Annotated in this window: 21 protein-coding genes and 1 CRISPR repeat array; of the genes, 14 read left to right on the forward strand and 7 right to left on the reverse strand. The window is 45.1% G+C overall.

What is annotated here, in order from left to right; all coding sequences use genetic code 11:
- Positions 1-32: 32 nt before the first annotated feature.
- The gene (locus MC7420_RS25110; protein ID WP_006103960.1) at positions 33-1,634 is read right to left on the reverse strand and encodes a peptide ligase PGM1-related protein; all 1,602 of its coding nucleotides are present in this window, start codon (positions 1,632-1,634) and stop codon (positions 33-35) included.
- Positions 1,635-1,752: 118 nt separating this feature from the next.
- On the opposite strand from MC7420_RS25110, the gene MC7420_RS25115 reads away from it, so the two are divergent.
- Positions 1,753-2,160, forward strand: a complete 408-nt coding sequence (locus MC7420_RS25115; protein WP_006103979.1) for a hypothetical protein — start codon at positions 1,753-1,755, stop codon at positions 2,158-2,160.
- Positions 2,161-2,331: 171 nt separating this feature from the next.
- On the opposite strand, the gene MC7420_RS25120 is transcribed toward MC7420_RS25115, so the two are convergent.
- From MC7420_RS25120 to MC7420_RS25135, 4 genes are all read right to left on the reverse strand, one after another.
- Complete coding sequence (locus MC7420_RS25120) at positions 2,332-2,787, reverse strand: hypothetical protein (protein ID WP_006104041.1); 456 nt, start codon at positions 2,785-2,787, stop codon at positions 2,332-2,334.
- A 1,345-nt stretch (positions 2,788-4,132) separates the two neighbouring features.
- The gene (locus MC7420_RS25125) at positions 4,133-4,594 is read right to left on the reverse strand and encodes a hypothetical protein (protein WP_006103940.1); all 462 of its coding nucleotides are present in this window, start codon (positions 4,592-4,594) and stop codon (positions 4,133-4,135) included.
- A gap of 279 nt (positions 4,595-4,873) precedes the next feature.
- Complete coding sequence (gene cas6 / locus MC7420_RS25130) at positions 4,874-5,998, reverse strand: CRISPR-associated endoribonuclease Cas6 (RefSeq protein WP_006103917.1); 1,125 nt, start codon at positions 5,996-5,998, stop codon at positions 4,874-4,876.
- 63 nt (positions 5,999-6,061) lie between these two features.
- Positions 6,062-6,511 (reverse strand): Imm30 family immunity protein, encoded by a 450-nt coding sequence (locus MC7420_RS25135; RefSeq protein ID WP_006104061.1) that lies wholly within the window; start codon positions 6,509-6,511, stop codon positions 6,062-6,064.
- Positions 6,512-6,780: 269 nt separating this feature from the next.
- Positions 6,781-7,114: direct repeats of the CRISPR family, unit length 36 nt; unit sequence GTTTCCATCCCCTTTCGGGGAAGTGAGTTTGTCAAG.
- Positions 7,115-8,065: 951 nt separating this feature from the next.
- Here MC7420_RS25135 and crn3 point away from each other — a divergent pair.
- From crn3 to MC7420_RS41825, 13 genes are all read left to right on the forward strand, one after another.
- On the forward strand, positions 8,066-8,404 hold the full coding sequence (gene crn3, locus MC7420_RS25140) for a CRISPR-associated ring nuclease Crn3/Csx3 (RefSeq protein WP_006103951.1): 339 nt from the start codon (positions 8,066-8,068) through the stop codon (positions 8,402-8,404).
- Between the two features lie 476 nt (positions 8,405-8,880).
- Complete coding sequence (cas10, locus tag MC7420_RS25145) at positions 8,881-11,436, forward strand: type III-B CRISPR-associated protein Cas10/Cmr2 (RefSeq protein WP_006104005.1); 2,556 nt, start codon at positions 8,881-8,883, stop codon at positions 11,434-11,436.
- Complete coding sequence (locus tag MC7420_RS25150) at positions 11,433-12,164, forward strand: RAMP superfamily CRISPR-associated protein (RefSeq protein WP_006103953.1); 732 nt, start codon at positions 11,433-11,435, stop codon at positions 12,162-12,164. Before cas10 ends, MC7420_RS25150 begins: the two co-directional genes overlap by 4 nt.
- Positions 12,161-13,378, forward strand: coding sequence for a type III-D CRISPR-associated RAMP protein Csx10 (gene csx10, locus MC7420_RS25155; protein ID WP_006104072.1), 1,218 nt, complete (start codon positions 12,161-12,163; stop codon positions 13,376-13,378). The genes MC7420_RS25150 and csx10 overlap by 4 nt, the downstream gene beginning before the upstream one ends.
- The gene (locus MC7420_RS25160) at positions 13,375-13,779 is read left to right on the forward strand and encodes a hypothetical protein (RefSeq protein WP_044209612.1); all 405 of its coding nucleotides are present in this window, start codon (positions 13,375-13,377) and stop codon (positions 13,777-13,779) included. Before csx10 ends, MC7420_RS25160 begins: the two co-directional genes overlap by 4 nt.
- Before the next feature lie 122 nt (positions 13,780-13,901).
- Positions 13,902-15,017, forward strand: coding sequence for a putative CRISPR-associated protein (locus MC7420_RS25165; protein ID WP_044209614.1), 1,116 nt, complete (start codon positions 13,902-13,904; stop codon positions 15,015-15,017).
- 466 nt (positions 15,018-15,483) lie between these two features.
- A complete protein-coding gene (gene csx7 / locus MC7420_RS25170) occupies positions 15,484-16,359 on the forward strand; it encodes a type III CRISPR-associated RAMP protein Csx7 (protein ID WP_006104021.1) in 876 nt (291 codons plus the stop codon).
- A 379-nt stretch (positions 16,360-16,738) separates the two neighbouring features.
- Positions 16,739-17,359, forward strand: coding sequence for a hypothetical protein (locus MC7420_RS25175; RefSeq protein ID WP_006104076.1), 621 nt, complete (start codon positions 16,739-16,741; stop codon positions 17,357-17,359).
- A 30-nt stretch (positions 17,360-17,389) separates the two neighbouring features.
- Positions 17,390-18,352 (forward strand): RAMP superfamily CRISPR-associated protein, encoded by a 963-nt coding sequence (locus MC7420_RS25180; RefSeq protein WP_006103908.1) that lies wholly within the window; start codon positions 17,390-17,392, stop codon positions 18,350-18,352.
- A gap of 128 nt (positions 18,353-18,480) precedes the next feature.
- A complete protein-coding gene (locus MC7420_RS25185) occupies positions 18,481-18,993 on the forward strand; it encodes a hypothetical protein (RefSeq protein ID WP_006103926.1) in 513 nt (170 codons plus the stop codon).
- 99 nt (positions 18,994-19,092) lie between these two features.
- The gene (locus MC7420_RS25190; protein ID WP_006103955.1) at positions 19,093-20,118 is read left to right on the forward strand and encodes an RAMP superfamily CRISPR-associated protein; all 1,026 of its coding nucleotides are present in this window, start codon (positions 19,093-19,095) and stop codon (positions 20,116-20,118) included.
- A 933-nt stretch (positions 20,119-21,051) separates the two neighbouring features.
- Positions 21,052-21,669, forward strand: a complete 618-nt coding sequence (locus MC7420_RS25195; RefSeq protein WP_006103976.1) for a hypothetical protein — start codon at positions 21,052-21,054, stop codon at positions 21,667-21,669.
- 248 nt (positions 21,670-21,917) lie between these two features.
- Positions 21,918-22,061, forward strand: coding sequence for a hypothetical protein (locus MC7420_RS41825; protein ID WP_006103920.1), 144 nt, complete (start codon positions 21,918-21,920; stop codon positions 22,059-22,061).
- Between the two features lie 230 nt (positions 22,062-22,291).
- Here the strand turns inward: MC7420_RS41825 and MC7420_RS25200 are convergent, their stop codons facing one another.
- Both MC7420_RS25200 and MC7420_RS25205 read right to left on the reverse strand, forming a co-directional pair.
- The gene (locus MC7420_RS25200; RefSeq protein WP_006103949.1) at positions 22,292-23,608 is read right to left on the reverse strand and encodes an aminopeptidase P N-terminal domain-containing protein; all 1,317 of its coding nucleotides are present in this window, start codon (positions 23,606-23,608) and stop codon (positions 22,292-22,294) included.
- 274 nt (positions 23,609-23,882) lie between these two features.
- A complete protein-coding gene (locus MC7420_RS25205; protein ID WP_006104073.1) occupies positions 23,883-24,827 on the reverse strand; it encodes an NAD(+) kinase in 945 nt (314 codons plus the stop codon).
- Positions 24,828-24,982 lie beyond the last annotated feature (155 nt).

Consider the following 24,982-nt stretch of genomic DNA (forward strand, 5'->3'; position numbering starts at 1 on the left):
TGTATTGGCACGCAAATCAAGCGGATTCGATATCACTTAGAGAACCAGGAAATGGGTTCACAGGGATAAGAAAACTGGTCATTATCAATCCCTGTGGTTTCGTGATCTAACACTTGCATCACCTGGTTATAAAATGCCTCCGCTTCGGGAGGGGAATCACCAATACAGGTTAATCCCAGTTTGCCAAACTCCGAGAGGGCGCCCATCAGATGAAACACATTCCCCGTCCGGGTACTGCTATCAAAATGTAGGCGATAATGGGTGATAATATCCATCAGATCATTAGGCATTAACCCTCGGTAATGATCCCGTTGTAAATTATCGGTAGCGATATAATATTTCTGGCGACCTTGCTGACTGTGAAATAAACCCGTTGAGGCGTCGTAATGACCATTGGTTAAATACCGCAGCGACATAAACGGATGGGTGGTTCCCCCTTTGCGTAAGTTAATTTCGATCGCCTGTAAATCCCAAACGTCTTCCCCCTTCTCCGGCTGGTGAACAGCGACAAAATCCACGCCATATCGTTCAATCGCACCTTTTTCTGCCAACGCTTCTCCCACTTTAATTCCCATCTGTTGTAAGGGTAAGCGATAGGCTGCATCGGCGGGAAATCGACATCCTAGATAAATCTGACCATCGGGACCCCCTAAAATTTGATCATGGGTGGAGAGTATCTTCACATCACCATTCGGGGTAATATACCCTTGCACACTAGGCGATCGCTTGTTCTCTCCTTCAATAAATACCTCGACAATCACGCCTAACTCTGGGATGCGACTGGAAAATTCAGTCCAGGTTTCATTATTTGCCTGAAAGCCTAAATGTTCTAAGTCTTTGTGGATAGCTGCAACTCGTTGCTCATGCGATGCTTTCCCTGGTGCTGCGTCGGGGATTTTTCTCAAATCCAGGATGGCATTTCCTTCCCCCGAAAAGCCTTCATTGAGTTTAATCACCATCCGCTTTAAGTGGGGATGACGTTCCCACAACACAGCCGCCGCTTCTACCAACTCGTCCACTGTCCACAGCGTTTCGCAGCCATCGGGATGGGGAACATCACTGAGTTTAAAAATTTCCCGACTCCCACTCTTGGTTCCCCAGTGGAGTAAATCGGGGTCAGGTGCGAGAAGCGGTAGACCCAGTTTTACCGATAATTCTCGCTCAAGCTGGGTGGAATTATAACAGACCATGTACGACTTGTGCGGACGCAGCGCCTGACGAATTCGCGCCATTAAGCGGGGACGTTCTAATATTTTTTGGCTGAGGGGTTTGAGTGAGGCGTCATAGGTGGAGAGGAGCATCAAACGCTCACGAGCGTGAGAAAAGGGAATACCGGGTAAAAGTTGTAAGTAATAATCAATCACTATCGGCGATAGCGGTACCGCCGTCACATAAATCAGGCGGGTGCGAGGATTGCGTAGGCGAATCAGGGAAAATAACAGCCGTTCCTCATAGTGCAGAAAACCGGGAATCTTCGCCAATTCCCGTTGATCAACAGTAACAGACGGCACCACCAAGATGTCGCGATCGTCCTGGTCAAACAGATCAATACCAGACGAGCGATCGCGCAACTGACTCTGAAGCCGCCGAAACCGTTCTGCTTGTGTGGAGGAGGAAGAATTCAATCCATGCATTGCCCCTGAACTGCCTAAATATTATACATAGCAATGGTAACGGTTACTTGGCACAACTGTGATAGTGTAAACGTTAATCTTTGAAAAGCAATCAACGTTTACTGGCGAAATATCAAGGATGACCCTCTATCCCCAAACTGAAGCGCTGGAAGGGCGCATCACTATTTTTAGTCGAGTCATCAGCATCATGTTTATGCTGTTTGGCATCGGTGCCGCCATTGCACAACTGGCTAAAATCTCTCCGTTTTTAGAATCCTATCCGGGCTGGACGTGGAATTTGAGTAATATCAGTGCCTTAATTTTAGGCATCCTCTTGTTCCTTTTGGGGAAAAGCCAAGGGATTAAAAGGCTGGTGTATTTTTCCCTGTTTTCCGGGCGAGAAACAATGAAGCGGTTTCTCTTAGTTTTCCCGATATTCGCCACGATTATTTTGCTACTGCTAAAATTTCGCCGAATCAGTAGCGAGCGAGACGCTCGCACTACTGGATTGACACAGCTAAAATTGGGGAATAAATTGGGTTCGTAGTAGGGGCTTTAGCCCCTAATTTATTAAGTTTTCTGGGTGTAATGCTAATCCACAAGATTAGGTGTGCCATGCCACGACTGGACTGACACAGCTAAAATTGTGGAATAGATTTGACGGTGAAATCGGGCGCACATTGCTGCGGGAAAAGGGCGCAAGTCTTTGCGCCCCTACTTACTGGAAAATGCTTTTAATTATATCGGGAAGATGGCGATCGCCGGAAAAGAAATCGATGCCGACTAAGGATTTGAGTAAGTACGCGAATAGGAATAAACTGGCGCTTAGTAGCAGGTTTGCGCCTAACAGTAGGATAATCGCCGCGATGACATTGCCAACTTTAGCTACGCCTTTGGGGATGTAACGCCGGGGTTTTCGTCGCCTATCTTTACCTACTAATAACACGACATAGAAGCGGGTGACGATTAAATCGACTAAAAATCTTAAATCGACAATCTTGGGCGATGGCTTGGGAATTGCCTCATCTAACAGATTAAATATTGCCTGAAGCTGTTGGGTAGTGAAACTTGCCCGGAGTTCTGGCTCCATTTTGTCGATATAATATTGGGGCGTGCGATCGGCATAGTTGGGGATTTTTGGCTGGGATTGTCCTGGTAAGGTTGAAGTTTTCACGTTTTTGTCTCCTTGATAAAGATTGAAGCCGAGAACTAAAGTTCTGGCTTAAAGCTTAAACCCGTTAAAACGGGTTCAAACGATTACCCGTTTTTTTAGCTTGAGGTTATCGGCATAGTTGGGGGTTTTTGGCTGAGATTGTCCTGGTAAGGTTGAAGTTTTCACGTTTTTGTCTCCTTGATAAAGATTGAAGCCGAGAACTAAAGTTCTGGCTTAAAGCTTAAACCCGTTAAAACGGGTTCAAACGATTACCCGGTTTTTTAGCTTGAGGTTATCGGCGTAGTTGGGGATTTTTGGCTGAGATTGTCCCGGTAAGGTTGAAGTTTTCACGTTTTTGTCTCCTTGATAAAGATTGAAGCCGAGAACTAAAGTTCTGGCTTAAAGCTTAAACCCGTTAAAACGGGTTCAAACGATTACCCGGTTTTTTAGCTTGAGGTTATCGGCGTAGTTGGGGGTTTTTGGCTGGGATTGTCCTGGTAAGGTTGAAGTTTTCACGTTTTTGTCTCCTTGATAAAGATTGAAGCCGAGAACTAAAGTTCTGGCTTAAAGCTTAAACCCGTTAAAACGGGTTCAAACGATTACCCGGTTTTTTAGCTTGAGGTTATCGGCGTAGTTGGGGGTTTTTGGCTGGGATTGTCCTGGTAAGGTTGAAGTTTTCACGTTTTTGTCTCCTTGATAAAGATTGAAGCCGAGAACTAAAGTTCTGGCTTAAAGCTTAAACCCGTTAAAACGGGTTCAAACGATTACCCGGTTTTTTAGCTTGAGGTTATCGGCATAGTTGGGAGTTTTTGGCTGGGATTGTCCTGGTAAGGTTGAAGTTTTCACGTTATTTTCTCCTTGATAAAGATTGAAGCCGAGAACTAAAGTTCTGGCTGAAAGCTTAAACCCGTTAAAACGGGTTCAAACGATTACCCGGTTTTTTAGCTTGAGGTTATCGGCATAGTTGGGGATTTTTGGCTGGGATTGTCCTGGTAAGGTTGAAATTTTCACGTTATTTTCTCCTTGATAAAGATTGAAGCCGAGAACTAAAGTTCTGGCTTAAAGCTTAAACCCGTTAAAACGGGTTCAAACGATTACTCGTTTTTTTAGCTTGAGGTTTCGGAATGTTATTTCTTGGCGTTTGAGGTTGTAGGTTGGGTTTCGACTTCGCTCAACCCAACAGAATATAGGGCTAAAGCTTTTACTACAAGCCGGATATCCTGTAGGGTGGGCACTGCCCACCAGCATACCAGTCAGTGACATTTCTCTTCAGTCAGTATCATTCAGGTTAGGATATATTGAATCGCTGATATGAAAAGGTAGCCGTAATAATCATTTGGCTTTCTGCTTGTTGCTCGATCAACAATTAACGTATAACCATCATGTCCAAAATTCGACCGACGGCTAAGCCACTAAAAGCTAGGGTGACTAAAAACCAAAAGGCTTGAGTGTTTTTCAATCCGGTGGCTTGGATCGGTTGTTTGGCAAAGGCTACACCAAAGGCTAGAATTATGCCTAAAAGCCAGATCAAAAATAAGGCAATGACTAACAGTTGAAAATTGAAACGTAGGCTGGGGGGATACGCCCTGGCTAGGGTGCCGATCCAGACAACACCAACGACCCAAGTTATGGCTAATGCGATCGCGCTTTTGCCTCGCCAAGCTAGGTGTACGGTGACGGCTTGGGTTCCTAGCCAAATTAGCGCCGGGGCTTGATAAAGGGATAATAACCAACCAGCTACGGTGTATCCGATGAGGAGACTGATTAGATGTAGCCCCAGTAGGGATTGTCCGTATTCGATTGTTGGTGTAGATAGTTTTTGCATCATTGGGGGAATCTCATGCTTTGTCTTTTGTCCTTCTTAGATTCAGGATTCCCGTTTTTTTGGCGAAACTCACAACATCGGAAAGGTTTGGGCTGAAGGGGTGACAAGCTAAGTCAAAGGTAGGCAGGGTGTGGGGTGTGGGGGCGGAAGTGCAGAGTTCGTTTATCGGTGGGGAGGGCGGGTTTTGTTGTTCCATTATCGGTGGGGAGGGCGGGTTTTGTTGTTCCATTATTGGTGGATATTTGAATTGAGTCCCTAAACCCGCCCCTACACAAATACTTGTTATCTGTCATTGTTCAAGATGGCACGACGGGCTAATTTGGCGTAAGTTTTGACGGTTTGGTAAGGCATATCTAGATCATCTGCGATCGCCTGTAAGGATTCTCCCATTTCTCGTCGTGCTAATATAGTCGCCCAGGTTTCGGCGATGTCTTGCGCCCGACTCCCCCCCTGGCGCTGGCGTTGGGCGAGAAATTGTTGGGTTAATTCGCTGATGCGTTCGGCTAATAGGGTTTCCATCGAGGGGAGGGCGGGGGTTTCGGGGGATAACCAGCCTAGGCGAGTTTGTCCTAAGCCAAAGGGGGTTTTGTGTCCGGTGCCGCAGTAGGGGGCAAATTGGGCTAAGGTATGGAATAGTTGGCTAAATTCTGGGTGTTGGCTGGCACCTGAATCCAGTCCTAACGCGATCGCACCTGTGAATCCGGTGACGACTCCTTTCTTTCCGGCTGCGACTTTCATCGATTCTAAACGGTGACGCTGAATCACTACATTTTCCTCTACCCAGTCTAAAAAGGCGGTTTGGTTAAAGGGGTGATCGGAAAAATCATTCCAGCGCCGCAAATAGCTGTGGAAGAGATTCGTGGGAACTGGTAAGGGGAAATGGTGTCCCTTGCGGCGAAAGCTGGTGGGGGTAAGGAAGCTGAGGCTTAGGGATTGGGGGTGGGTGGGGGTTGGGGTAGATAAGTGAGGATAGGTGGTTGGTGCTAAAGCGATGTGCCAACGGCGAATGTTTAGCACTGCACGGCGTAATTGAATCATATCTGGCAGGTGATCAACCCATTCGGCTAGCCATTGGGTTAGGGGTTGGTAAAGGGCGGTGATGTACCAACGGTAGGTTGTATTGGGTTTGAGTTTGAGGTTTTTTCCAGAGGTGAGGAAGTCTCCATCTAAGCGGGAGAGGGTGAAGGGTTTCTCGGATTGACCATCATGGAGATAGGCGGAGAGTTCCGGGTTAGTTTGGCGAACTTGATCTAAGAACCAGGCGTGGAGTCCGACGGTGTATTGAGTATAGAGGGAGTCTGGGGCGTTGGCGGTTAATTCTAAGACAAGTCCGACTAATTCTGTATCCGCCGCCCAAGGATGGCGGGATGGAGGGGGTTGGGTTGGGCGGCGTTTGCGGGGTGCCATGATGGGGTGAATGCCGGATTTTTAAGGGGTTGCTCCTATATATATAGGGTAAACTGAGTTGTCTCAAACCTGTTTCATTAACTTCCCTGGCGAATTCAGCTCGGTTAAATGACGAGTAGCACTGTCTTCGAGCAATTGACGGATGAAATTTGGATGTTGTGAGTTAATTGAATGTAACAACTCTCGATACAACCGACAAGCCGAATCATCATTCAAAATCCGAGTATGGATGATTCTCGCCCAATCTTGAGCCAACCCGATTAATTGAGGCGCCACAGTAATAAATGCTTGAAGCTGTTGCTGTAAATCAAAGGATTCTAGAAAATGAAGCAGACTAAACATGACCTCTGGCTGTTCACAGCGATCATCGAAAATGAGATGTAAAGTGGGTAAATCCTCGGTTTGAGGATGCTTGGCTAGTTCAGCTAACGCTGTTTCAAAGGCGATCACCTCTTGGCGCGATCGCATCAATTTATTAGCTTCTAAGACACGAATCCAATTGGTTTGTGACATCAGCTATTCTCTCCCTGATCAAAAATCCCTTGCCAAGCTAACTTATTGAACTGGATAATATCCTGTAAGCTGCGTCTAATTTCTGGCGTATAAAGTCCCTGACGCCAATACATTGATCTATGGGCGGGTTTAGTCACATCGAGGTGCAACCGAAAAGATAGTAGTAAAACCCGCCCCTACAGAGGATTGGGTCGCCCTTTACTCAATCCCATTGTGGGAATAGGTTAGCGAACACCAAGAATCCGAATCGGATGAGTCTGTGTAGTTCTGTTTCCATCCCCTTTCGGGGAAGTGAGTTTGTCAAGACTGAATAATCCAAACAATCATATATCGAATTATACTGGTTTCCATCCCCTTTCGGGGAAGTGAGTTTGTCAAGTTAATTTGGCTGCAGAGGTCGGATTAAGAATAGTCGAGCGTTTCCATCCCCTTTCGGGGAAGTGAGTTTGTCAAGGGGAGATTGCAAAAGTGCAAGCAGAGTGGCTGCAAAGTTTCCATCCCCTTTCGGGGAAGTGAGTTTGTCAAGGTTCCATGGAAGTTCGCGGTGCCGGAGCTTCCCTCAAATTGTTTCCATCCCCTTTCGGGGAAGTGAGTTTGTCAAGAGTTCGCTCAGGAAACCTTACGGGGAGCGGGTTTCAGACGCCAAATCTACACACCTTTTTTCATTGTCAATTACTCAGAGCTTATTGACAAAAATCTCCGGTTTTCATCGCCCAAAACCCTTACCTAGACTGCCATCGACACACCTCAACGGAAAAATGAGGGTTTTAGCGATCGCGTGACCTGTGTAGATACGCTAATTTACCGTATTTTGCTATGCAGTTTTCTAGGTTCTGGCGTTAATTGTGGCATTCTACCACTATTTTGACAATTCCTCAAGCGTTACTCAACTTGTTTTAACCTGTAGGACATCTTATAAAGCGAAATAGAGCGAAGGCAGATCACCTTTAATACTCCTGTAGGGGCGACCCGCCTGCACAAATCAACAACTCTGTTTACTCAATGCGATCGGGTCGCCCTTTACTCAATCCCATTGTGGCAATAGGTTAGCGAACACCAAGAATCCGAATCCGATGAGTCTGTGTAGTTCTGTTTCCATCCCCTCGCGGGGAAGTGAGTTTGTCAAGCAAGTGACTGCGAGATGCTTTTCACGACTAAACCGCAAGTTTCCATCCCCTCGCGGGGAAGTGAGTTTGTCAAGAGTTCGCTCAGGAAACCTTACAGGGAGCGAGTTTCAGACGCCAAATCTACACACCTTTTTTCATTGTCAATTACTCAGCGCTTATTGACAAAAATCTCAGGTTTTCATCGCCCAAAACCCTTACCTAGACTGCCATCGACACACCTCAACGGAAAAATGAGGGTTTTAGCGATCGCGTGACCTGTGTAGATGAGCTAATTTACCGTATTTCGCTATGCAGTTTTCTAGGTTCTGTCATTATCCGATAATCATACAAGCAAACCCCCTTAAATGGCAAACCTTCCTGTCATCGGAAAAGGGTCTTTCCCAGGGGGTGCTACATTAGCCTCGTACTCACTCCAACGGCAAAAACCATGAACGCGATACAACTTCAACTGCTTCCCCATCAAACCCAAACCGGTTTACCCTATCAACACCTGCATTTCCAGATTGCCACAGAAGACGGCATTATTTCCCCCCCAGACATTAAAGGAATCAAACTACCAGAAGGAATACCCTTCAACCAGGGTATCGTCATAGAAGGAAAAGGTCCGATTTGGCTGTACAGTTACCTAGTTCACGAATGTCATCCCGCCGCCTGGGTGGGATGTTATGACCCCCGTTTAGGCGTTGTCGTCGTGGCGACTCACACTCACGATGTTTCCGTGGGTGAAGTATTTCCCGTGGAATTACCCGCCGCCCTGTCTCAGTAATCCAACATCCAGCGAGGGGGATTATCAGATATTGAGGCTCAAACATCCGCCCCAAGATCAAAGTGTGAAGGTTTTAACAAAACCTTCCGTGTTTCGCTAACCCTACCTAAATCAAGATACCATCTAGGGACTGCGCTCAACTTTTGTTCAAAGGACTGGCTGACAGCTATTGTCCATTAAAATAGACTTCAAACTGAATGTCACTGACTTAAGCCGAATGTTGCTGACTTAGGGCTGGTGGGCGATGCCCACCCTACAGTCTATCAAAGATTTCGGCGATCCCAAAAGGCTTATTTTAGTGCCATTGGGCTTAGGCGGAATGCTGCTGACTTGGACGCCAGGACATCAATTTCTTATCTTTAAGCTCAAGTAAACTAAAGATTACTAGAGACAATGCTTTGAACCCGTTTTAACGGGTTTTAGCTTTGAGCCTGAACTTTAGTTCAAGGCTATAGTTCTTAAACGCACGCTGAATCATGACTCATTCTCTCAACCCCCTAATCATTGGAATCGCCTGGTGTCTCGCTTGGGGCGAGGGGCGTGAACCCCAGTTTGATTTGAGTATCTTGCAGCAAATGCGAGAGGCGCTGCGTCAAGGGAAAGATGTTCCGGATACAGAAGCACTAAAGTGCTTACTACAAACGGTAGATCAAGGGAACAATGTTTCGGAAATAGACGCACTAAAGTGCTTACTACAAACGGTAGATCAAGGGAACAATGTTTCGGAGATAGACGCACTAAAGTGCTTACTACAAACAGAAGGGCTAGACTTTCCTCAGACGTTGGATGAATTACAGCAATTAACTGAACAGTATCCGACACTGTGGACATCTAAAATTGGTTTAGTCTACGGCGGAGCAACCAAGATTAAAGGCTATGTGTTTGAATCAGCCAAGCTTCCCGAAATTCGGGGCGCATCGGCATTACTGGATCGAATTAATTTAATTGATTTACCTGCGTTTTTTAAGTGTGAAGAATTGCCAGAGGAGTTTGGAGAATGTTACCGAGCCAGACAATATTGCCAAAGGGTTAGGCGAGACTTACAACACAAAGATAAAAAACTACACTCGTTATGGGACGCACTGATTCCGGAGTTAGTGATTTACTCAACCGGGGGTAATATTTTAGCCTTTTGCCCGACAGCCTTTGTCCCGGATTTGGTCAATTTAATTGAAAAACGCTATACAGCAGAAACCTTGACCGCTAATTCTTGTGCGGTAGGAGAAAGTTTCAGATTGCTGGAACTGCGATTTGGATTACTTGACTATCCGATTGAACAAACCAAATGGTTGGACTGGTATCTAGAGGATGAGAAACGGCAAACTAATCCGATTGCAATCGCCTACTTTGGTCAAGTCAAAAAGGGTCAAGACTGGAAAGAGTTATTTGAAAACCGCAAGAATTTTAACGAAATAACTGGAAAATTAGCGGCTTTATTTCAGCAGCGACGCAACGGAAATAACGAACCCGATCGCCAACGTCCCAGCCGTCGCTATCCGCCTATGTTTGAAACCCATCCTTATTTATTGCGGGATGACGTCGAACATCGCCTAGCCATTGCTTCTGTGAGTCTTTTTCCGGATGAACCTTGGTTTTCTGATGCTTTAGCCCGTAAGCGTATTGTTGGACAACGAACGAAAGGAGAAGGGAGTCGAAGTCAAACATGGTGGACAGAGAATTCGGATTGGAAATGGCAACTTGGTCAAGTTAAGACATTATGGAATTCAGGGTATCTGGAAAGCTGGGTGGTTAAATTTAGGCGGTTTATCGAAAAAAGTCACTATCGAGATCGCTATTATCAAGACAATCGCAAACAGAAGATTGGCGAAGCGCGATCGCTTACCGAAATTGGCAATGCTGGGAATGGTTTTGTCGGCTATATTTATGCTGATGGCAATAACATGGGAGGTTATATTCAGAAAGAACTTAAAACGCCCCAAGATTATCGCCGATTTAGCCGAGATATCTTCACGGCTACAGAAGAATCAGTGTACCACGCCCTCGGACAGCATCTTAAACCTCATAAACTAAATGGTTTAACCGGAGACAATCAACATCGGAATGACGAGATTATTTATCCCTTTGAAATTCTCACGATTGGTGGGGATGATGTCATGTTAATTGTTCCAGCCGATAAAGCACTGGCAATTGCTAAAACTATTGGCGAGGAGTTTGAGCGAATCCTTCTGGAAGGCGAAAAAATACAAGGGAAAGAAGACTATCGAATTACTGATTCAGACATAATCTCACGTTCTCAAGATTGTCACAGATACCAAGGGAAGATACCTGTCAAACCTTCACAATGTAAACTGAGTATGTCAACGGGGGTTCTAATTACGGCTTATCAAACACCAATTTATTATGCTGAAAACTTGACCAATCAATTACTTAAGTCAGCCAAGAAGAAGGCAAAACAGTTAAAAAAAGACTATGGCTATCATGGCGGAACCGTTGATTTTCTTACCCTAAAATCAGTAACCATGATTTCCTCCAATATCGAATCCTTTCGCCAAGAGGCTTTAACCAAGCAGGAAAAAGACAAAAGTAAACCAACCCTGAAACTTTATGGCGCACCCTACACCTTACATGAACTCGGCGGATTGATAGAAACTGGGGAGAAACTAAAGCAGTCAGAATTTCCGCGATCGCAACTTTATCAAATTCGCAGCTTATTAGAGCGAGGTAAATCTACAACGATGCTAAATTATCGATATTTCCGGGTGCGATTACAACCGGAACAACAAAAACTATTGAAAGAATACTTTGAAGAAGCGTGGTGTAAAGCGATAACCAACGATGGCAATTTAGCCCCGTGGATGTTTGAGCGCAATAGCATGATTACAAATCTTATCGTGCTAATTTTATTGGAAAGGTTTACACCGGAACAGTTTCGATTACAGTATAATCTCTTGAATTTACTTAAAAAATCAACTTATTATACTATTTGGCGAGAACTCATAGAACTTTATCCCTTCATTGAAGTGCAACCCGAATCAGCCTCTCAGACAAGAACAATGATTAGTAACTCATGATTTATCTACAAGAATTACTATCTAATCCAGTTGAAACAATCTCCCTAACGGCTGTCATTGATACCGCTTTATGCGTGGGTGCGGGAGGTTCTTCGGGTTCTCTCGCCGATAAGCCAATTGTGCGTACTGCGGACAACAAACTTTTGATTCCTGCATCTCAACTTAAAGGGCGTTTGCGCCATGAATGTGAGAAAATATCACGGGGGTTAGGGTGGGCAATTTGTCAAGGCCCTAATCCTCAAATGATGTGTCCCCAACGTGCAGATTTTCCCGAAGACGAGGCGAGACGTTTTCAACGAGACGAGGATTATCGAGTACCAGGAGATCACCGATATCATTGTTTAATTTGTCAGATGTTTGGTAATCCCGCCTTACCTTCACGAGTCATCTTTGATGACTTAATTTGCCAAGAAGAACCAGAGAATCTTCCACCAGAAGTTCTCCGCCCAGGTGTGACGATTAATCGTCGTCGTCATACCGCCGAAGAGAAAAAACTCTACTTCTTAGAAACCTCACCTGCAAATGTTCAGCTTAAGTTTACTGGCGACATTCTCATTCAGCCTAATTCTCCTGCTTCTACCAAAGCCTTAATTTTAGCTGGGTTACACCATATTAATGCTTTGGGCGGTTCTAAATCAGTAGGATTGGGATGGTTGAGGTGGGAAATTCAGGGGTTGTCAGTAGATGAAAAGGATTGGCAAACCCTGTTACCTGGAGAGATAAAATGAAACAGATTCAACTAACCATTACCGCCTTGTCACCTCTAGCCATTGGGCGGAAAAAACCAGGGGGTTCAGTGAGTGAAGCGGGAGACTATATTCCCGGTTCAGTAATTCGGGGGGCGATTGCTTCCCAGATGATTCAACAGTCTAATCTGGAACATCCTGATTTAACAGCAACTAATAACGATTTTAAGGACTTATTTCTCCGGGACAATGCGGCAATTTTCCGGAATGGCTATCCCGCCCCCACAGATAGTAATGAAGAGATTAAGGTGTTACCTGCTACTGCCTTAAGTTCTAAGACTAATCCTGGATTTAAGCCAAAAGGTTACGGCGTTTTTGATACTCTAATTGATCGCTTCTGTGCTGAATGCTATGGTTATCCTTATGATCCGATATGTCCCCAAGATGATGGACGAGTTGAACCCTATAGTGGATTTTACAGCCAAAATAATCAGCAAAACTATCAAACTCATTCCGTATCTAAACGTTTGCTAACTCGTGTGGGCATTAATCGGCGTCGGGCGACAGCAGAAGAACAAGTTTTATATAGCATTGAGGTTCTGAATGAAACGGAGACTCAGCAACCCGTTGTTTATCGCAGTTCGATTCTAGTCGAAGATGATAACCTGGCAGATCAACTGACTCAATTTATCAATCTTAATTCAAAAAACTTCCGCCTAGGTGGTTCCATGTCGCGAGGTTTGGGTAAAGTGGAAATTCATGGCGCGGTGAGTTCAGTTAAGCAAACCCTAGACTCCCGTATTCATCGGTTTAATCATGCTATCCAGAACCGTTGGCGTGAGTGGGGAAATCTCTTTGGCAATCGTCCCTTAGAGAATCGGATTTACTTTACATTAGATTTGCAATCTGATGCGATTTTAACTGAAAACTGGCAACGGACTATGGTGATTTCTGAAGATATGCTAAAAGAGTTTGCTCAGTTAAGAGATTGTCCCGTCGAGTTGCACGTTGCTTATAGCAGCTATGACTATATTTCTGGCTGGAATTCGGCTTGGGGATTGATGAAAGATGTGGAGTTAATTACGAATAAAGGTAGCGTTTATTTATTTAGTACAATCAAAGAGAACGAGAAAGATTGGATTGAGGCGTTAGAAATGTTAGAGTTGAAAGGAATAGGCGATCGCACGGCTGAAGGGTTTGGTAAAGTACAAGTTTGTAATGATTTTCATACGATAGTTTGGGAGGAGGCTGTATGAATTTACAAGAACAACAAGTGGAACTTCAGATCCAAAAAGGTATCCGACAAGCTGAGGATGATTTAGTCCTCTGGATTCAAGCGGCGTTAGATACGACTCAATATGGCAATTTAGAAGAGTCTCAGTTTCGTAATTTAGTCCGAGTTGCTGATACAACGGATAGTGCGGAAGTGATTAAGAATTTTATTCGCTATCAAGTCGGTCGAGATAAAAAATGGGGGAGGGGTAAAGGTTCTCTAGCGGAGAGAATTATTCAAGATATTGATGGTAATATTAAGAAAAATGCCCAGAGTATTGCTGAATCCTCTCAAGGTGAGTTGAAGCAAGTTTGGTTAGAGTTGATTCGCCGTTATTTGGGCTATGGGTCTCGTCATCTCAAGTATTTAAAAGATGGAAAATAAAATTAATGTTTTTAGGTTAATGGAGGCTTTGCAGAACAAATAATAAGCAGGGATACGGCTATCCTTATATAGGAATAATAACTATTCTGTGTGCATCAATAGAATCGGAGAGTTTGAGAGAAATGGTTAAAACAGTGATATGTTCTGTCGGTATTAGCGCTGCTAGAAAAATTCCAAGAGATAGACCACTAACGAATTGGGTTAAACAGCAACCTAGTGTGAAAGATGCCGCTGAAACAATATTTTCGACTTTCCGTGATATCCGCCCAGAGGGAGAAAGTTTAAAAAATGACTTGTCTGCTGAAATTCATTCTCTGGTGCGAATTGGTATTACGGATAGGGATAGAATACTTCTTCTGGCTTCAAGTACAGAGGATGGGTATTGCTGTGCTATTGCGGTTAAAAAATATTTGCATCATTACTGGACTAATCTAAAGGTAGAAATAAAACAAGTTCAAGGGTTGCAAGTCACAGATGCTGAACTATTCCGGACAAGGGGAGTTATTGAATTTGTCGGACATATTCTCAAGGAAATTGATGAATATGGGGCAAGTAATATTATCCTGAATCCAACTGGAGGATATAAGGCACTGGTTCCTTATACCGTTTTAGTCGGGATGTTAAAAGGTGTTAAGTGTGATTACATTTTTGAGCAGTCCACTAAATTTCTAGAATTACCGCCACTTCCGGTAGAATTCAGCCGTTCGCAATTTGAGGCTCATAAAAGTTTATTTGAAAAAATTGAGCGCGAAACAGCTATTCCTCAAGCAGAATGGGAAAGAAATATCTCTTATGATGAAAGAGAAAAGTTGAAATCGCTCGTTGAGCATATTGATGGACAGGTGACTCTATCGGCTATTGGTATCTTATTCCTTGATGAGTTACGTAGTCCTTCTGTCTTGGTTCCCTTTCTTTCTCAAAAAGCTATTAAAGATTGTTTTGAGAATATTAAACAACTGGATGACTGTGATCCATTTCGCTTTCTGTCACGAGTAGCGGCTTCTAAGGATACTTTTGAGCAAAAGGAACATATTAATGTTGGGAATGGATTACGCTGGCTTAAACCTGGGCGAACTACTGACCGCTATTTGGTCTCTGTGGAAGGTTGGCGTCTGTTGGTGTGGAGAGCAATCCGTGAGGATCAAGAAGGTGCAAATTATGCTAGTAAAATTACAGTCAATCCTGAGACTGAACGACGTTCCTATTCTCCTTTCATGCGTATGGATTTCGTAGATTAATTAGGGTGTGCATTGCCCACCAGCATTATTAAGTTTAAGCCGAAAATTAAGCAAAATCAAGATAGGTTGTCTGTGCTTAGTTTTTTGGGCGATTTACGGTTATCGGTTCAAGATGTGTTTAGTTGGTTGAGTCTGAGTTAAGCTGTTTGGCATTTAAACCTTAATGTCAAGAATGGCAAAATCCTTGTAGTGCGTTAAGCGAAGCCATGCCGCAGGCTTTGCATCTTGCTCGCTACCCATTCCCAATTTAAATGCATGACAGCTTAGTCAGGGTTTGAGTTTTTACGGTATGTGGCGCAATGATTGTGTAGGGGCGGGTTTCACTATTATCTTTTCGGTTGTATCCGGATGTGACTAAACCCGCCCAGACGCAGGTTTCTAGAAAAGTTAGAGTCAGGGTTGGTGGTGGGGAGGCGAAGGTTTAGGGCGCTAAAGCGCAACTACGAACGAATTGGGAGATAATATGATGTTTGATTGTTTTAAGAATCGTTTGGACATTGGCGGGAAGTTGACAACGGTAACGGCACTAAGAATTAGTGCAGGGCGTTCTACGGAACCAATTGGTTCAGATTTACCCGTGATTAAAGATGCGTTGGGTAAACCGTTGATACCGGGTGCTAGTTTTAAGGGGGCTTTGCGATCGCGCTTGGAATGTTTCCTCCGTGGTATCCTGGGCGGGGAGCGGACTTTGGTGGCTAATCCGGCGGTGGAGGAGGAGTGGTCAATTACGGCTCAGGAAATGAGGCAATTGAAAGAGCAATATACCACGGATACGGCGCTGACTGAGGCTATTTTAAGTCAGACTGATTTAATTTCTATTCTATTTGGTTCACCTTGGCTGGCGAGTAAGTTTCAAGTTCGAGATTTAACTGTGTTACCTGATTATTGGTTTGGTCAATATCAAGAACGGGATGGGGTGGCGATTGATAGAGATACAGAAACGGCGGCTGATGGGAAATTATATGATTTCCAAGTGGTTCCAGCCGGAACTCCGTTTAAGTTTAAGGCGGTGGTGGAAAATGCTGAGGATTGGGAGTTGGGGTTGTTGATGATTGGGTTACATCAGTTTGAGACGGAACAAATTCCACTGGGGGGAGGGCGTTCGCGGGGTTTGGGTGTGGTTAAATTGGAGGTTGAGCGGATGGATTGGTTTGATGCTAGGGATGAAAGTAATCGGGATGAGGTTGATGCGGATAAGTTGCTGAATTATCTTAAGAAAATGGTTAATAATGAGGGTTCAGCTTATGAGGATGGTCAAGGGTATAAGGATCAGTGGGTACAGTCTTTGATTAGTTATCTGGAGAATCGTAAAAATCAGACGGCTGAGGTAAATACGAGGTGATGATGTATCAATTTCTTGTCGGGGCGGGTTTAGGGATTGAATTTGGCGGGTTACGGATAATTGAATCACAAAACCTGCTTTTGTTTGTAGTAAGCACTTTAGTGCTATAACACCTACTTGGAGAGGGCTAAAGTCCCCTCACTACAAAACAAACCTATTCTAGCATTTTAGCTGTGTCAGAACCGCCCTTGCTCAACGGTGCGTTAGCGGAGCGTAACGCACCCTACGTATGAATTAAAATTGGGGTGGGGAAGGCGAAGGTTTAGGGCGCTAAAGCGCAACTACGAACGGCACCCTACGTATGAATTACAATTGGGGTGGGTGATGTGACGTTTAGGGCGCTAAAGCGCAACTACGAACGAAATGATGTGAGGTGATTATGTCATTTAGCAAGTACACAAGTATTGCGGATGTTATCCAGGAGTTTCAGATTACTTATACGGAAGCTAGTTTTATTGTTGAATCTCCTTTTGATATTCCGGATTATTTCCGGGAAGATCTCCAGATGGTTATGGAGGAAGGGGTGGTGAATAATTCTGAGTTTGCTATTTGTGAGAATCTTATTTATCCGGTGCTGAAACAGGTCTGGAAATGTTATTCGAGGAAGTTTATTTTATGGAGTCATGAATCCCTGAATTACGATGAGACGCTTTCGGGATTTCCGGAGTATATTTTAGCGAAACGCTCTCCTCTGGGAAAGGTGGTTTTTGACCAACCCTATTTTTTGCTGGTTGAGGCAAAACAAGATAAGTTTAAGGAAGGGTGGGGTCAGTGTGCAGCCGAAATGGTGGCGGCTCAACGTCTAAATCAACATCCTCAGATTACTGTCTTTGGTATTGTGTCTAATGGGCAAGTCTGGCAGTTTGGCAAGCTAGAAGGCAATGTATTTACCAAACATACGACTCCATACATTATTGAAAATCTTGATCAACTATTTGCCGTCGTTAACTCGATTTTTCAACACTGTGAAGCCCAACTCGATACGTTAGTCGCGGCTTAAAGGATAGGTAGTTTAAGATCAATTGAGATTATGCACAAACGATTGGTTAATCAATGTACGATTGATTTTAGTTTAATTCCCTGTGGACCGATTCTGATTAAGTCAGGGCGGGAAGGGGCTGATCCGACGAAGCCGGATATGGAATTTGTGGAAACTTATCATGGGGGAGGGCGTTCGGTTTATTTACCTGGAAGTTCTCTAAAAGGGGCAATTCGCGCCCATGCTGAACGAATTGTAAGAACGGTGGGACGCGATAATCGGAATTCTGATAATCCGAATAGCCTTTGGGCAAATGATCCGTTAAATGATAATTATGACTATCTTAAAAATAAGTCAGGTTATGAACTCTATAAGTTATCCTCGTTTACGGATCAAATGTTTGGGAATACGTCAATTGCGAGTCGGATTAGAATTGAGGATGCTTATCCGGTTGACTCTCAATCGGTGAAACTGGAAGAACGGAATGGGGTGGCGATTGACCGCGTGTTTGGTTCGGTGGCGGTGGGACCATTTAATTATCAAGTTTGTACGGCGGGGGAGTTTCGCACTAAACTGCATCTGAAAAACTTCTCATTAGCCCAATTGGGATTAATTGGTTTGGTGTTGCGCGATTTAGATGAGGGGTGGTTTGGTTTGGGCTTTGCTAAGTCTCGTGGATTGGGAAGTGTGGAGGTAAAATTAAACCAGGCGGTTGTTCAATATCCGGGTTGTGTTGTTGAAAATCAACGGATTCGGAGTCTGGGCGGTGGCGGTGAATGGCAAGATAATCAACTTTTGGGGGCTGGGGTGTTTCTGGCGGAAGCGGAACGAGAACGGTATGGTTTTCCGGCTAATGATATGCAAGATACTCCTGTGCGAGCGGAATCAATGGCGCTGGGGTTTGGGGTACAGTTAAAATGGCGAGGAAAGGAACAAGTTCAGGATTTATTTATGCGGGCGGTTCGGGCTTGGTGTCAGAGAGTGGAAGCCGACTCTTCACCCTATGTGGCGTAACGTGAGTGTGAATTGTGTAGGGGCGGGTTTCACTACTATCTTTTCGGTTGCAACCATAAGTAACTAAACCCGCCCCGACTCAGGTTTCTAGACTTCCCGTGAAGAGTCACAGTAGAAGGAGTTGCAGCATGAATCCTTTTGTTGGTGTTTGTCAAGATTTGCTTACTGAGACGGAGTTAAGAGAATTAGTGGAACAGCTAGCCACGGCGCCGAGTTATTATTTTCTGCGCTGGAGTCATCAAGTGAGTGGAATTGTGGACAAATTACCGGATGATTTTCCTTCTCCTGAAGGACAGATGTTTAATTGCGATCGCGAATTGCGCTGGAAATGCCAAAATGACCGTTATAGCGTCCTTGTGTTGTCGAATACGGGTGAGGTTCCGGGGTTTAAATCGATTATTGATGATCCAGAATATGCTAGTGAATCTGAGGATAAATCCTATTGGAAAACCGAACAACGCCCAGCTTATGGGTATTCTACAACTGAAACTCGATTTCCGCGATCGCTTATTTATCCACAGAGTCTGGATGTGAGTAATAGTGTCTCGAATCAGCCGAAATTAGCCCAGCGTTATTTTATCGCTCAACCCACCGCAACGGTGCATTTTGTTGCTTTAACTGTGGAGTTGCCAAACAGTTAGTCTTGTCAACCCGTTTTAACGGGTTTAAGCTTTTAGCCCGAACTTTAGTTCAGGGCTTTAATTCAGGGCTAATTAAGTCAGTACTTATTCAGCAAGCCGATGAGTTACAATAAACCCCGTACCCGCCCTCAGCCATCCCAAATCATTGCCCAGAAACCCTATCATCTGATTCCTTTACCGAAACAGAAGCCGCAATTACAACCGCCTAAAGGACAAGATCAATATTATCGCGCTCGCGTTCATGGACGGTTACAGTTAAAGTTAACGGTGCAAACCGGATTACACGTTTCTACGGGTGTTGTCGCCTTGGGAACGGATGTGGGACAAAAGTCGATTCCCTTGATTAAAACCATGATTCAGGGAAGCGCAGGACAGTTAATTATTCCGGGGAGTTCTCTTAAGGGTGTGGTACGGTCTACTTATGAAGCAATTACCCGTAGCTGCTTGTGTAAAACGAGGGCAAAATCCAATCAAATCCCCCCAGGCTATCAGGAATGTCGCGACAAAACCCAACTCTGTCCGGCTTGTCGGGTATTTGGGGCGCTGAATTGGCAAGGGTTAATTCAGTTTAGGGATGCTGAGTGTGAATCCACGGAATTTCGTTCTGGATTTATACCCTCTCTCTATCAGCCTCGTCCTCGTGAATATCCCGGTTATTTTAAGCAAGGAAAAGTGGCGGGACGTAAGTTTTATTATCACACGATTCGGGCAGTTGATAAAGGACAACAGCAGGGAATATCGGTACAACAAGCGGTGAAAACTTTTGGCTTTACCACATCATTACCCTATCGAAATTTAACCCAAGGGGAACTGGGAACCCTACTGATTGTACTGGGACAAGATATACAACACGCGATCGCCCTGAAAGTTGGTAGCGGTAAACCGATTGGGATGGGGACAATGACGGTTGAGGTAACGAGTGTAGAACCTGTGGATAATATACGCGATCGCTATTTATCTTACCGAAGCCAATCCCAACCCTTGACGGGAAAACCTTTGCAACAGTTGATCCAACAGGCGATTCAGGCGGCGCATCGAGAATTGGTGCAATCTCAGTCATTGCAGGAGTTAGTTAAGGTGTTGGGATATCCGACACAGAGAGAACCGCCGGAAGGAATTTATTAGTGAAATTGGGCGCAAGTCTTCATCCGTGTCAACTTAAGCTAAACCCCTCACCCCCAGCCCCTCTCCCACGCCGGGGAGAGGGGAGTAAGAGAATGAATAGCCAGCCAGATTATGATCAATAAACGCGATCGCTTTCAATCTAATATGCAATAAATATTTGTAGGGGCGACTCGCTTGCATTAATTAACAACGGTAGTCTACTCAATTGACTCAGGTCGCCCGTTCCTCCTTATTTGCCAATCCGGGGACGGAAACACCTGGCAAATTCGGCGCATCCAGCCCACCCGAAAAATAAGAAAGCGATCGCGCTACCGGAAATCCTCCAATTCTACCGCTTCATGGCTTTTGTTTCCACCAACAGAAGGTGCGATCGATCGCACGACAACCCCATCCCACCAAGGGCGCTAAATTGTTTGGCTTAAGGGCAAGTTTCCGGTATGATTGAATATCAACAGCAGAACCTCGACAACTGCATAAAATAGTACGGCAATTCAGCTTATCTACACACCTCGTCCAATGGCTGAAACCCTCATTTTTCCGTTGAGGTGTGTCGATAGCCCTCTAGGTAAGGGTTTTGGGCGATGGAATCTGGATTTATTTGTCAATAAGCGTTGGTTAATTGACAAATAAAAAAGGTGTGTCGATTGGGCGGACTTCGGCGTGAGCGCTCAGTCGAACGCTGAAACCCAGTCCCTGTAAGGCTTCCTGAGCGAACTCTTTCCAAACACACTTCCCCGCAAGGGGATGGAAACGCATCAGTTGTGCCTCACAAGTATACTTGGGTGGCGACTTTCCAAACACACTTCCCCGCAAGGGGATGGAAACAGTAGATCGCCGGAAGATTCTCCTGACGCTCCGACACTTTCCAAACACACTTCCCCGCAAGGGGACGGAAACTTGGTAGAGATCTATCAGACAAAGAATTAAATCTCTATGTTAATAACAGAAGACTTAACCGAACTCCAGTGGCAAATTGCCCATGCGATCGCGCAAAGCCTAGTTAAAGCGGACACAGATGTGAATGAACTAGGAAAAGCGATCGCCTATCTTCGCAATTACGCCAACCAAGACGGAACCAAATTGTTTGATTATCTCAAAACATTGGTCAGAAATGGTAGACAAATTGGACATAGTAAGCGAACGTCTGACTATTACCAAGCGATTGACAATGCTTGTAACCAATACCTAAAAGCCTATCAAGATAATCCCCCAGTCATGTTACATATTTTAGGCTGGTCTTATCGGCTAATGCGCTATTACAAAAACACTGGATCTGTTGGCGAAATTAGCGCCCCCGTTGTCGAGTCAGCGCGTCAAGCTGAAATTGCTGAGGTGGTTAGCACTCATGACTTTCAGGTGGGTCAAGTCTTAGACGCCACGGTTACAGGCGTTAAGGGAAATAAGGTAACATACACGATTTTGGAAACGATTAAATTAACGGAAAAAGATCCAAAAAAGGCGAAATTGCTCTCTGAAGGGCAAACGGTCAAAGTTGAGGTTGTGTCTCTCAAGGAAGATGGAAGTCTCAAAAAGGTTAAATGCGTTGGGTAAAAGAACGTTATTGGTGGTCATTGAGATAGGTCTGAGATTAGGATAGAAGGTAAGCTCATGGTTAAAACCGTGATTTTTTAACAAGATTGATACATATTCGGGAGAAAAGATGTGTGAATAAGCTGTCATGCATTTAAATTGGGTATTAGTAGCGAGCAAGATGCAAAGCCTGCGGCATGGCTTCGCTTAACGCACTACGGCAAGGATTGCGCCATTATTGATATTAAGGTTTAAATGCCGAACAGCTTATGAAAACCAAGCCCTTTAGCGAGTTACGAAAGCGAATGACACCTGAGCGGAGGGCAAAAAACGAAGCTCGCGCTCAACTCATGCTTTCTGTATTCCATAAACCTAAAGTAGAGACGCGCCATGGCGCGTCTCTACATAAATGATGTGTCCTAACCGCTATGGCGGTTGCTATAAGTCTTTGAACCCGTTTTAACGGGTTTAAGCTTTTAGCCCGAACTTTAGTTCAGGGCTACTTTAGTTCAGGGCTACTTTGGAATTAATTGCTTTGATTTTAGAAAAGGGCGGGTTTTGCCACAAAAGTTATCGGTTACACCGCCATCAAAGCCCCTAAACCCGCCCCTACACTCCGGATTTTGGTCAAATTATTACCCTTCTAGCTTTCCATCTCCTCCACCAACTTGGGCACCCCAGCCGTTAACACCTCATTCCCCGACTCGGTAACCAAAACATCATCCTCAATTCTGACACCAATCCCGCGCCAACGTTCAGGAATCTCAGGTTGACCTTCTACTGGTTTAATATCTAAGCCAATATACAATCCCGGTTCCACCGTCACCACTTGACCCGGTTCAAAGGTTTGCCAAGATTCTTCCCCATTCTTATATACCCCAGAATCATGCACATCTAAGCCTAACCAATGTCCAGTTCGATGCATATAGAAGGGTTTATATTTCTCCTCCTTAATAATTTCCTCGATATCTCCCGCCAACAATCCCAAATCCATTAATCCTTCCACCAATACGCGCACGGCGGTATCGTGAAATAGATTATAGGGTTTTCCCGGTTGCACCTGTGCGATCGCCTCTTGCTGCGCTTTCAATACCAACTCATAGATAATCCGTTGATCTCCGCTAAATTTACCCCCAATCGGAAACGTGCGGGTAATATCGGCATTGTAATACTGATAAGCACAGCCCGCATCAATCAACAACAAATCCCCAGTTTCCATCTGGCGGGTATTTTCCACATAATGCAGAATACAACTATTCACCCCCGACGCCACAATAGACGGATAGGCTGGACCCAACGCCCCCCGTTGACGAAACATATATTCGATTTCCGCCTGAATTTGGTACTCATAACATCCCGGTTGGGCAAATTTGCGGGCGTGATTATGGGCGTCTACAGAAATCGCCACAGCTTGACGCATCATCTCCAACTCCGTTGGACTCTTCACTAAGCGCATCTTCTGAAGCAGCGGATTCGTGGACTCAATCGCCATCGGACCCGTTCCCCGCTTAGGGTACGTCCGCATCAACTTTTGCCAATGGGTGAGAACGGTTTGATTAAAATGGCGATCGCGCCCTAACTGATAATAAATCCGATCTGCCTTCTCTAAATACTGGGGTAACTTCTCCTCTAGTTCCGTAATCGGATACGCCTCATCCGCGCCATAGCGTTCTTTCGCCCCCTCAACCCCCGTCCGATACCCTGTCCAAACTTCCTTCTCTGGATCTTTGGGTTGGACAAACAGAACAAAGCGGTGTTCAGCATGGTGCGGCGCTAACACCGCCACGGCTTCAGCTTCATTAAACCCCGTCAGATAAAAGAAATCACTATCCTGACGAAAATTATATTCCACATCATTATGCATCACCGCAACCGGGGCGCTGCGGAAGATAGCCGTCCCCTGACCAATCTGACTCATCAACTGTTCGCGGCGTTGGCGATACTCGGCTTGTGAAATCATCATTATGCAATGCTCGCTTTTGGGTAGACAATTAACCCCATAACTGATATGTATGGTTAGGGTTTTATTATTCTTACTTTAGTCAATTCCGGCAATGCAAGAGAGAACCGTAGGAATGTTTAGTCACATCCGGGTGAAGAGGAAACGATAGTAGTAAAACCCGCCCCTACATCCAACTGAAACAGTATAATTTAGGGGTTCCAGCCATGAAACCCGTTCCCTGTTCCCTATTCCCTCCTCTTACCACAATCCTTATTCAGCAAACCTCCATCAATCAATGTCGGTGATTATTACTGTAATGAAATCTCGCCCCCGCCCACTGGAGTTTTTCCCGTAAGGTTTTGTAGTAGGAACTATTTTCGCGGAGAACAATAAACTTAGCATAGCAATCTGCCTTACGCACATCCACCCGTTGTCCGGGCCAAATTGGGGTTGCCATCACCCCATCCATCCACAGCTTGGTGTTGAGTTCATAATCGCCGAGGGGCCAAATGCTGACAACAGAACCCGCAGGTAAGACTAAGGGGCGACTGGATAGACTTAAGGGACAAATCGGTGTCACCCCGATCGCTTCCATGCCATCATGGAGAATTGGACCATTGGCAGATAAGGTATAGCAGGTGGAACCGGTTGGTGTGGAGACAATCAATCCATCCCCTTGATACTGATCAACCACTTCCCCGTCAATTTCCATTTCCAGAATCGAGGTAATCATGCGATCGGCTGAAGCGGGTTTGATGCACATTTCATTCAGCGCCAAATAGCGATCGCTGATCGGTTCGAGATTAGTACGTGTGGCAAAGCTATCCTGGCGGGAATCCCCTTCAAACAAAAAGGCTTCGATCATCATGCGTCGCTGCACAGCATAGCGATCTTCGATAATCCGATCCCATATCCGTTCGGTGTCTTTGAACGCTTCAAAGGGTTCGGTCAGAAATCCCAGATGTCCGCCAATATTAATCGCCAAAATCGGGATACCTGCGGGGGCGAGGTGTCGTGCGGCGGCTAAGGCTGCGCCATCTCCTCCCAGCACCACCGCCAGATCGATGTTTTGCATCACGGATGCCAAAAACACAGGATAGGGATTATCCTTGGCACTACTTGGTCCAATCAGGACATGACAACCGCGTTGTTCCAATTGCCGAGCGCATTTTTCCGCCCAAGCTTGACCTTGGGAGTCTCTGGCTTTGTGGGCGATAATCACTTGTTTTAGCTGCACGGTGACCTCGTTACTGACGTTTGAGAGATGTCCTCAATGAGAAGGCGATCGCACTCCGGCTATCGGTCTCAATTATCGATCCTTGTCGTCTGCTGATCAGAACCGGGGAATCGAAATAACTTTAATTAGCGTAGCGCAGCCAAAGGATTACAGCG

The organism is Coleofasciculus chthonoplastes PCC 7420 (genome assembly GCF_000155555.1).
Lineage (GTDB): Bacteria > Cyanobacteriota > Cyanobacteriia > Cyanobacteriales > Coleofasciculaceae > Coleofasciculus > Coleofasciculus chthonoplastes_A.